The following is a 10,026-nucleotide window of genomic DNA, read 5'->3' as shown; positions in this document are numbered from 1 at the left end:
GACGACGTCGGCGAGGGGGCCCGGGCGGTCGGCGACTGCTGCTCTCATGGGCGGGGAGTGTACCCCCCGCGGTGGGACGGCGGGACCTGCCCGGGGGTAGTTCACCACCCCAACGGTCCAATGGTGATCCGGATCACCTTAGAATGGGCGGACATGACCCTCGGCTTCCTCTTCTTCCGACCCTGTGCAGGTGACATGTACCGTACCGACGAGGATCTGCGCATCGAGGCGCACCGGATTCACGAGGAACTCGGCGACGACATGAGCGCCACCACGGACCCGGAGGCGTTCCGTCAGGGCCCCGGGGACCCGTATCCGGGTCGTCCTGCGCCGCGTGGTGTCGCGGCACTGGCGGAGTGGGTGAACGAGCACTGCGATGTCGGCGGTGGTGTGCGGACGGAGGTGGGTGACCCGTTCGGGCTGGTGGAGTTCCCCGTCGAGGTGGTGCATGACGCACTGCATGTGGCGTTGCCGCTGTCGGAGGCGGGGCAGACAGGCCGGCTCCTCCAGGACAGGGCGTGTGACCTGGGACTGTGCATGGTCGACGACATGGAGCAGATCTGGGTGAACCCCACGGGTGTGGACCGTGGGCTGCGGATGAGGTCCTCGGTGGGGACGGTGTCGACGCACGTGGACGCCGCGAGTGTGCGCACGGCCCTGAAGGACGACGCCGACCGGCGCCAACGTTCCGACGACGGCATCCCCTACGTCGTCGTGGAGACGGGGTTGCCGGAGCGGACGTCGCCGATGGCGGGGACACCCCTGCGTGACATCCGCTTCGTCCAGGCGGCGCTGCTGGGGAACGGCTGGGTGGTGGAGTACCGGACGGCGCGGGCGCACTTCCGCCGTCACGTCGGCGACCTGGGCACGGTGGTCGACGATCTCGCCGCCTTCGCCGACGGGGACGCGGCCTTCCTCGCCCGGGACTGGGTCGACGCCACGGCGGAGACGGTCCGGCGGTGAAGGTCGTCGCCGACGTCGACACCGGGATCGACGACGCCCTCGCCCTGGTCTGGCTGGCCGCGCGTCACCGGGCCGGCGACCTTGACCTGCATGTGACGACCTCGGCGGGGAACACCACCGCCGCGCTCGCCGCGCGGAACTCCGCCGAGGTGCTGCGCCTCTGCGGGGCGTCGGAGGTGTCTGTCGTGGCCGGTGCCTCCGCGCCGCGGGTCCTGCCCCTGACGACGACCCCGGAGACCCACGGCCCCGAGGGGCTGGGCTACTGGACACCGTCGGCGGGGGAGGCCGCTGCACAGCCTGCGCAGGCCGAACAGGCTGGCCGGGAACCGTCGGCCGCCGACGCGGTGGCAGCCTGGGAGGCGGCGGATCCGGAGCACATCCTCGTCGCCGGACCCGCCACGAACCTGGCGCACGCCGTGGAGCACTGTCCCGGGATCCTCCGACGGGCCCGGGTGACGTTGATGTGCGGCGCCTTCACCTACCCGGGCAACACCACCCCGACGGCGGAGTGGAACGCCTGGGTCGACCCGCACGCGCTGGCGTACGCGCTGGGGAACTGGCCTGACGGGGCTGCGCCGCCGGTGATCTGCCCGTTGAACGTCACCGAGCAGGTGGTGCTGACACCGGAGCGGCTGGACGGGTGGACGCGCGGGGACGGGTCGGACCGGGCCCGGATGCTGCAGGACGCACTGCGTTTCTACTTCGAGTTCCACGAGTCCGTGGGGGTGGGGTACGTCGCCCAGATCCACGACCTGGCCGCGGCGATGGTGATGCTCGGCGCGGTGGACGTCACCCTGCGTGACGCGACCGTCGCCGTTGAGGCGGAGTCGGAGCTGATGCGTGGGACGACGGTGGCCGACTGGACCGGTGGGGCCGGGGTCGGGGCGTACTGGGGACGTCCGGCGAATGCGCGGATCCTCACCGCACTGGACCCCGGGGAGGTCTTCGCCCGGTTCACCGGGGGCACACGGTCGCTGAAAAAAGGGTGCGCGGCAGGGGCATAACGCGATAGTTTGGTCCACAAAGGGCAATAATGTGACCGGGGCCACCGAACGGCCCCGGTCACGCCGAGAGATCAGGAGAACCACAGTGCCAGTCGAGAGTCCGTACCCCCGTATCGACATCCCCGCGATCAGCGTCTACGACCAGGTGTTCGGCACCCTCGACCAGGAGGAGAGCGCCCGCAGCGCACTCACCGACTCGGTCACCGGTGTCACCGTCACCTACGGTGAGCTGCGCCGGCAGGTGGACCTGTTCGCCGGCGCACTGGCCGCACGCGGGATCGGGGTCGGCGACGTCGTCGCACTGCACTGCCCGAACACCCACGCCTTCGCCGTCGCGTTCCACGGCATCATGCGCGCCGGGGCCACGGTGACCACCGTCGGTTCGTTGAACACCGCGGAGGACGTGGCCAAGCAGATCACCCTGTCCGGGGCGTCCCTGCTGTTCACCGTCGGCCTGCTGGGCACGAACGGGGTGGACGGCGCGAAGGCCGCCGGACTGCCCGACGACGCGGTCATCGACCTCACCGACGGCGAGAAGGGCCTCGCCGCCATGCTGCAGCAGGGGCACCCCGCGCCGGACGTCTCCTTCGACCCGGCGACGCACGTCGCCGTCCTGCCGTTCTCCTCGGGCACCACCGGTGTGCCGAAGGGTGTGAAGCTGAGCCACACCAACCTGGTGGCCAACATTCTCCAGACGCTGCCGCAGCTCACGGAGAACGGGCAGGGCCGGGACTCCACCGTGATGGCGGTGCTGCCGTTCTTCCACATCTACGGGATGAACACGGTGCTGAACGCCACCCTGTCCAACCGGGCACACCTGGTCACCATGCCGTCCTTCGACCTGAAGAACTTCCTCGAGCTGCACCAGGCCCACGGGATCGACTTCACCTTCGTCGCCCCGCCGATCGCGGTGGTGCTGGCCAAGCACCCGCTGGTCGGGGAGTACAACCTGGACAGGCTGTCCACGCTGCTGTCCGGGGCCGCGGCCCTCGACCGCTCCCTCGCTGCCGCGGTCCAGGAGCGGCTCGGGGTGACGGTCGTCCAGGGGTACGGTATGACGGAGACCTCCCCGGTGACCCACACCGGCGTCCGGGGGAGGACGCCGCTGGACTCCATCGGCCTGCCGGTGGCGAACACCGAGTGCAAGGTCGTGGACCTCACCGACGACGCGCTCGGCGAGATCCTGCCCCCGGGCAACGAGCAGGAGCGTTCCGACGCCGGCGAGATGTGGATCCGTGGGCCCCAGGTGATGCTCGGCTACCTCGACAACGAGGAGGCCACCGCCAACACCCTCCTCGAGGACGGGTGGCTGCGCACCGGTGACGTGGTGGAGTACGACCACGAGGGCAACGTCTACGTCGTGGACCGCGCCAAGGAGCTGATCAAGTACAAGGGCTACCAGGTCGCCCCCGCCGAGCTCGAGGCGCTGCTGATGACCCACGAGGACATCGCCGACGCCGCCGTCGTCGGCTTCATCCGCGAGGAGGACGGCGAGGAGCTGCCGCGTGCCTTCGTCGTGGCGCAGCAGCGCGACGGCGGGGCGGTCGAGATCGACAAGGAGGCCCTGATGGAGTGGGTCGCGGAGCAGGTCGCCCCCTACAAGAAGATCCGCATGGTCGAGGTCATCGCGGAGATCCCGAAGTCCGGCACCGGCAAGATCCTGCGCAAGGACCTGCGCGGCGTGCCGGTGGGCGGCGCCAGCTAGACCCCGCCGGCCCCGCCGGCTTCCGGCGGGGGCGGTCTCAAATGCCGACGCTGTCGGCCAGTGCGGTGGCCTTGGCCACCACCACGTCGACGACGGAGGCGGGCAGTGTCATCCCGGACGAGGCGTTCGCGGGGACGTCGCGCGTGCGCCGGACGACACCCTCGACGATGACCGCCACCTTCCACAGCCCCAGGACGTGCCAGAAGTCCAGCGCGTCCCGGGACCGCCCGGTACGGGCGAGGTACTGCTGCGCCAGCGTCTCGGCGTCGGGGAACCCGGGCAGCAGTGCGGCGTCGAACCCGGGCAGGTTCGGGCCGTCCTGTGTGGGCCAGTAGGCCAGCAGGGAGCCGATGTCCGCCAGCGGGTCGCCGAGGGTGGTGAGCTCCCAGTCGACGACGGCGTTGACCTCCCCGGTCCGCTCGTCGACGATGATGTTGCCCAGGTGCAGGTCGCCGTGGACCAGCACCGTCTCGGTCTGCCCGGGCACGGCGGCGCGGAGCCGGTCGGTCAGGGCGTCGAGGGCGGGCAGTTCCCGGGTCTTCGTCTTCTCCCACTGGCTGGACCAGCGGCGGAGCTGGCGTTCGGCGTAGGGGCCGTGGGACGCCAGGTCGTCCAGCCCGGTCGCCACGAGGTCGACCTCGTGGATGGTGGCCATCGCCTCGATGAGGCCCTCGGCGGCGGTGGAGCGGGCGTCGGGTGTGAGTGACCCGGCGGCGTCGGGCGAGTTCAGTGAGGTCCCCGGGATCACCGACATCGCCACCACCGGCGCGTCGGACACCCGGTGGTCGCCGGCGGAGCCGTCGGGTCCGGTGATGCCGTGGATCCGGGGCACCGGCACCGGGGTGTCGGCGAGGCCGGCCATGATGCGGCCTTCCCGGGCGACGTCGTGGGCGCTGGCGGCGAGGGTGCCGAGCGGGGGACGGCGGACGACGACTCCGGTGCCCGCGCCGTCGGTGGCGAGGTAGGTCAGGTTGGACTGTCCGGCGCCGATCCTGGTGAGGCGGAGCGGACCGTGGGTGCCGGCGACCTCCGACAGCCAGCCGGCGAGGCCGTCGTCGTTGAAGGGGGTGGCGTTCATCGGCTGGTCTCCCGGTACTTCCTCAGTTCCTGGCGGGCGATGGTCATCTTGTGCACCTCGTCGGGGCCGTCGGCCAGGCGCAGGGTGCGCAGGCCCGCCCACATCGACGCCAGGGGGACGTCGTCGGTGACGCCCTCGCCGCCGTGGACCTGGATGGCGCGGTCGACGACGGTGAGCGCCATGGTGGGGACGAGGACCTTGATCGCCCCGATCTCCTGGCGGGCCTCCTTGTTGCCCACGGTGTCCATCATCCAGGCCGCCTTGAGGGTGAGCTGCCGGGCCGCCTCGATGTTGATCCGTGCCTCGGCGATCCAGTCGCGGATGTTGTCGCGCTGGGCCAGCGGCCTGCCGAACGTCGACCGTGACAGGGCGCGCGTGCACATCATCTCCAGGGCGCGCTCGGCCATGCCGATCGCGCGCATGCAGTGGTGGATGCGGCCGGGCCCCAGCCGGTCCTGGGCGATCCGGAACCCCATGCCCTCACCGGCGAGGATGTCCTTGTCGGGGACGAAGACGTTGTCGAAGGTGACCTCGGCGTGGCCTTCACGGTCGTGGTAGCCGAAGACGGTGAGGTTGCGCAGGACGGTCACCCCCTCGGCGTCGGACGGGACGACGAGCATGGACTGCTGCCGGTGGGTCTCGGCGTCCGGGCTGGTCTTGCCCATGACGATGAGGACCCTGAGGTGCGGGTGCATGGCGTTGGAGGCGAACCACTTGCGCCCGTTGAGCAGGTACCCGCCGTCGACGCGGTCCATCGACATGCTGATGTTCGTGGCGTCGGACGAGGCGTTGCCCGGCTCGGTCATGCAGAACGCCGAGCGGATCTCGCCGGCGAGCAGCGGTTCGAGGAACTTCTCGCGGTGCTCGGCGGTGCCGTGCAGTTCGAGGGTCTCCATGTTGCCGGTGTCCGGGGCGTTGCAGTTGCAGGCCTCGGGGGCCAGGTGGGGGCTGCGGCCCATGATCTCGGCGAGGGGCGCGTACTCGGCGTTGGTCAGGCCGGGGCGGTTGCCCGAGCCGTCGTCGGTGTCGGCCGGGTGCGGGTGGAAGAGGTTCCACAGGCCGCGCCGTTTCGCCTCCTCCTTGAGTTCCCCGAGGACGGCGGGGAAGTGGTGGGGGTCGCCGGACTCCGCGATCTGGCGGGCGGCCACCGGTTCGGCGGGGTAGACGTGCTCGGTCATGAAGTCGGTGAGCCGGCGCTGGTAGTCGAGGGAGCGTTCGCTGAAGCTGAAGTCCATGCTGGGACCTTTCAGTGGTGTGCTGGGGTTGTGCTGGGGGTGGTGGCGTTCGGCGGCGCGGTCAGTTGACCAGCTGCCCGCCGTCGACGACGAGGTTGGACCCGGTGATCCAGGAGGAGGACGGGGAGGCGAGGAAGCAGACGGCGTCGGCGACGTCGGAGGGTTCGCCGATCCTGCCCAGCGGGGTGGCCGCCGCGGCGGCGGCCTCGTGTTCCTTCCACAGGGCCTCGGAGAGCCTGGTGCGCACGATGCCGGGGGCCACGGAGTTCACCCGCACGGTGGGTGCGAGCTCGTGGGCCATCTGGCGGGTGAGGTGCATGATGGCGGATTTCGAGGCGTTGTACACCCCGATGCCGTCCTCGATGAACAGGGCGCCGATGGAGGAGACGTTGACGACCGAGCCGGTGTGCCCGCGTCCGAGTCCGGCGCGGAGGGCGGCGCCGGACCAGACGGCGGGCCCGGTGACGTTGACGTCGAATACCTTCTGCATCACGGTGCGGGACTGTTCGGTGACGGGGCCGTAGGCGGGGTTGGTGCCGGCGTTGTTGACGAGGACGTCGAGCCCGCCGAAGCGGGCGGCGGTCTCGTCGCAGACTCTGGTGGCGGCGTCCTCGTCGGCGACGTGCCCGGCGAGGCCGAGTACGCGGTCGCCGGCGCCGGTGGCGGCGGCGAGGCTGTTCGCGGCGGCGTCCGCGGCGTCGGCCTTGCGGGAGGTGACGACGACGTTGGCCCCGGAGCGGAGGAGGAGTTCGGCGGTGGCGTAGCCGATGCCGCGGGAGCCGCCGGTGACGACGGCCGTGCGGCCGGTGAAATCGTAGGTGGTCATGCCACGACCCTACATTGAATCGTGATTCATTTCACTGCCCTGTGGAGGCGTCCTCCAGTCCGAGGGTCCGGAACCACAGCCTGTCCGCCGCCGCGCAGACCCGGCCGAAGGTCTCGTCGGTGTCGGGGAAGCGTTTCCCCACCCAGGTCAGGTAGGCCAGCCGGGACACCGCGGACGACAGTGCGGTGGCGACCATCTCCGGGTCGTCGACGCCGGTGACCGCGCCCTGGTCGATGTACCGGCCGAGGGCGCGGGTGTTGCGCTCGAGGAACCCGTCGGCCCGCTGCTCACGCCGGGCGGCGACGGTCTCGTCGGCCATGGCTACCTGCTCCATCAGCGCCATCATCCGGTGGTTGCGCCGGTAGGCGGCGAGGTAGCCGCGGTTGGCGGCGCTGATCTGCTCGGCGACGGGGCGGTCGGCGGGCAGTCGTCCGCCGGGGTGGCGCATCTGCTCCTCGACATCGTCGAGGACCGCGCCGAGCAGTTCGGCCCGGTCGGTGAAGTAGGTGTAGAGGGTGCCCACCGAGCAGCCGGCCTCCGCGGCGACGGTGGTGAGTTTCGCCCCGTGGTAGCCGTCGCGGGTGAACACGTTCTGGGCCGCGCTGAGGATCTCGGAGCGGCGCCGGGCCGCACGGTCGGTTCGGGACTCTCGCTCAGTCGTCATGCGTGGATCGTATACGGTGGTGCGCAACACGGTGAATCCCGGTTCAGGAACCGGGTGGGAGGACAGGTCCATGGCGTTTCTCTATCTGGTGAGACACGGACAGGCAGGTGAGCGCGTGCTGACCGGGGACGGCCGGGACGACTCCTACGGGGTGGAGCGCGCCTACGACGTCCTCAGCGACCGCGGTCACCGGCAGGCGGCGGCGACCGGACGCTCCCTCGCCCGGCGCCGGGCCCCCGGGGCCACCGTCCCGGTGATCTGCGGTCCGCTGCGCCGGCAACGGGACACCGCGGCCCACGTCGCCGGGGAACTCGGGTCACCCGCCCCGGTCGTCCGGGAGCAGTGGCGGGAGTTCGACACCGACTCCGTCGTCGCTCCGTGGCTCGCGGCGAACCCCACGGTCGCCGAGGAGATGCGCCGCGCGGCGGAGTCCGGTGACGGCGGCCGTCGCGAACTCGCCGCACTCACCGGCACGATGCTCGAGAACGCGATGGCCTGGTGGGTCGGCCGGCCCGACTTCGCCGACTTCCGCACCCGGGTGCTCGACGGCCTGGGGGAGGCCGCGGACCGGGCCCGCGACGACGGGACGGCGGTGGTCGTGACGTCCGCCGGGGTGATCGCCCTGTGCGTGGTGGAGACCTCCGGGTTGCCGGTGCAGGCCTGGCCCACGGTGGCCGGCAGGCTGTTCACCGCCTCGGTGAGCCTGTTCCGGGTACGCGACGGGCAGGGGAGCGGGCACGCGGGGGTGGAGCTGCTGTCCTTCAACGAGCACGCGCACCTCGACGAACCCGGGGCGGACGGCGGTCGGCCCCTGCGCCGATTCTCCTGACACGGGGACGGTTACGCTGGACGACGACACCCCGGCCGTCGCGGCCGGAGAACGGGAGATGGACTGGTGGCTGTGATCTACCTGGTACGGCACGGTCAGGCGGGCGCCGGCATGGGCGGTGTCGGCGCTTTCGACGACGGGAACGTGGAGAGGAGCTACGACGGACTGACGCCGCGGGGGAGGCGCCAGGCCGCAGTGGTGGCCCGGGCGCTCGCCGCACGCCTCGGACGGGCCGGTGACGGGGCCGGTGACGGGACTGTCCCGACCACCGTGTTCTGCGGTCCGCTGCACCGTCAGCACGACACCGCGGCGGCTGTCGCCTCGGAACTGGGTGCCGGGGCTCCGGTGACCGACCCGGCGTGGAAGGAGTTCGACTCCGACACGGTCGTCGTGCCCTGGATGCGGCGTCACCCCGAGTCGGCCCGGCGGCTGCAGCGCATCATGCGGGACATCCGGGGCAGTGACGGCGGCTCGGTGGACCCGGCACTGGCCGGAGAGGCAGAGTCCGCGGTCCGCGGGGTGCTCGACGGCGCCCTCGGCGAGTGGGTCGACGGGCCCGGGTTCCAGGAGTTCCGGGGGACCGTGCTCGGGGGCCTCGCCCGCGCCGCCGACTCCGCGCGGAACTCCCGGCGCAACGGTGCTGACGGCGCTGTCGTGGTCGCCACCTCCGCCGGGGTCATCGCCACGTGCACCGCCGCAGTGTCGGGCCTGCCGCGGCAGGCCGTCCCCGCCCTGGTCGGCAGGGTGTTCAACGCCTCGGTCACCGCCCTGCGGGTCTCTGAGGGGGCGGGGCGTCACGGAGCCGGCGGCGCCGGTGTCGACCTGGTGTCCTTCAACGAGTACGCCCACCTCGACCGTCCGGACGCGCGGGACGACCTCACCGTGATCTAGTCGGTCGCCGGGCTTCTGCCGTCCTCGTCCTCCACGGTTCGCGTGGCGTCGGTGTACCACTCACTGTAGGTGGGGTCGGAGCTGTCGAAGTTGGCACCGGCGCCTTCGTCAGCGGACACGGCGTTCACGCCGAAGACGAAGTCGTCGCCGTGTTCGTCGATTCCCCGACGCAGGCCCTTGGTGATCGCCGCCCGGGCGTAGCGTCGGCGGATCGTCGCCGGGTCGGTGGCCAGGTCCTTCGCCCAGGAGACCATCATCCCCACGATGATCACCGCGAACGGGACGGAACAGGACACCATGATCGACTGGAGCCCCGACAATGCGTTCTCGCCGCCGGCCAGGAGCAGGAACATCGCGATCAGGCCCAGAGCGGCACCCCAGATGACCGTCACCGGCCGGGACGGCACAGGACGTCCGGACTGGGACATCGACCCCATGACCACCGTGGCGGAGTCGGCGGCGGTGACGAAGAAGATGACCACCGCGATGATCACCACCACCGAGGTCACGGCGGCGAGCGGCAGGTTGTCCATGATGTCGAACATCACGTTCTCGCCGGAGCCCTCGATGACCATGCCGACACCGTCGAGCGCCATCTTGATCGCCGTGCCGCCGAACAGCACGTACCAGGCGACCGAGATCAGGGAGGGGACCAGCACGACCACGACGACGAACTGCCTGATCGTCCTGCCCTTGGAGATCTTCGCGATGAACATCCCCACGAAAGGCGACCACGAGATCCACCACGCCCAGAACAGCATCGTCCAGGAGGTGACGAACTCCTGCTCCACCGGGCCCTGGCTGGCGTTGACCTGGATCAGTGACAGGAAG

General features: G+C 71.0%; 10 protein-coding genes. 5 read left to right on the top strand and 5 right to left on the bottom strand.

The features are described 5' to 3' along the window. Window positions 1–153: 153 nt before the first annotated feature. The 3 genes from Q0A34_RS02480 (at window position 154) to Q0A34_RS02470 (ending at window position 3,672) form a co-directional block, all read left to right on the top strand. Window positions 154–963 carry a hypothetical protein gene (locus Q0A34_RS02480; RefSeq protein WP_291478149.1) on the top strand — a complete coding sequence of 270 codons (810 nt, stop codon included), beginning with the start codon at window positions 154–156 and terminating at the stop codon, window positions 961–963. After that, complete coding sequence (locus Q0A34_RS02475) at window positions 960–1,967, top strand: nucleoside hydrolase (RefSeq protein ID WP_291478147.1); 1,008 nt, start codon at window positions 960–962, stop codon at window positions 1,965–1,967. The genes Q0A34_RS02480 and Q0A34_RS02475 overlap by 4 nt, the downstream gene beginning before the upstream one ends. A gap of 85 nt (window positions 1,968–2,052) precedes the next feature. Further along, window positions 2,053–3,672, top strand: coding sequence for an AMP-binding protein (locus tag Q0A34_RS02470; RefSeq protein ID WP_291478145.1), 1,620 nt, complete (start codon window positions 2,053–2,055; stop codon window positions 3,670–3,672). Between the two features lie 37 nt (window positions 3,673–3,709). Here Q0A34_RS02470 and Q0A34_RS02465 read toward each other — a convergent pair whose 3' ends face one another. The 4 genes from Q0A34_RS02465 to Q0A34_RS02450 all read right to left on the bottom strand — a co-directional run bounded on the left by Q0A34_RS02465 (window position 3,710) and on the right by Q0A34_RS02450 (window position 7,475). Further along, window positions 3,710–4,750: a phosphotransferase family protein gene (locus Q0A34_RS02465; protein WP_291478143.1), complete on the bottom strand. Its 1,041-nt coding sequence runs from the start codon at window positions 4,748–4,750 to the stop codon at window positions 3,710–3,712. Then, on the bottom strand, window positions 4,747–5,985 hold the full coding sequence (locus Q0A34_RS02460; RefSeq protein WP_291478140.1) for an acyl-CoA dehydrogenase family protein: 1,239 nt from the start codon (window positions 5,983–5,985) through the stop codon (window positions 4,747–4,749). Before Q0A34_RS02460 ends, Q0A34_RS02465 begins: the two co-directional genes overlap by 4 nt. Before the next feature lie 61 nt (window positions 5,986–6,046). Then, the gene (locus Q0A34_RS02455) at window positions 6,047–6,811 is read right to left on the bottom strand and encodes an SDR family oxidoreductase (protein ID WP_291478138.1); all 765 of its coding nucleotides are present in this window, start codon (window positions 6,809–6,811) and stop codon (window positions 6,047–6,049) included. A gap of 31 nt (window positions 6,812–6,842) precedes the next feature. Next, window positions 6,843–7,475 carry a TetR/AcrR family transcriptional regulator gene (locus tag Q0A34_RS02450; protein WP_291478136.1) on the bottom strand — a complete coding sequence of 211 codons (633 nt, stop codon included), beginning with the start codon at window positions 7,473–7,475 and terminating at the stop codon, window positions 6,843–6,845. A 70-nt stretch (window positions 7,476–7,545) separates the two neighbouring features. Between Q0A34_RS02450 and Q0A34_RS02445 the strand changes: the two genes are divergently transcribed. After that, a complete protein-coding gene (locus Q0A34_RS02445; protein WP_291478134.1) occupies window positions 7,546–8,304 on the top strand; it encodes a histidine phosphatase family protein in 759 nt (252 codons plus the stop codon). Window positions 8,305–8,370: 66 nt separating this feature from the next. Further along, window positions 8,371–9,195 (top strand): histidine phosphatase family protein, encoded by an 825-nt coding sequence (locus Q0A34_RS02440; RefSeq protein WP_291478133.1) that lies wholly within the window; start codon window positions 8,371–8,373, stop codon window positions 9,193–9,195. Here Q0A34_RS02440 and Q0A34_RS02435 read toward each other — a convergent pair. Continuing rightward, window positions 9,192–10,026, bottom strand: an 835-nt coding sequence (locus Q0A34_RS02435; RefSeq protein ID WP_291478131.1) for a BCCT family transporter, incomplete at its 5' end; no start/stop codon positions are given. The genes Q0A34_RS02440 and Q0A34_RS02435 overlap by 4 nt on opposite strands.

This window comes from Corynebacterium sp. (genome assembly GCF_022712195.1).
Lineage (GTDB): Bacteria > Actinomycetota > Actinomycetes > Mycobacteriales > Mycobacteriaceae > Corynebacterium.
The sequence above is the reverse complement of the archived record's forward strand: the minus strand, read 5'-3'. Positions and strand labels throughout refer to the sequence as shown.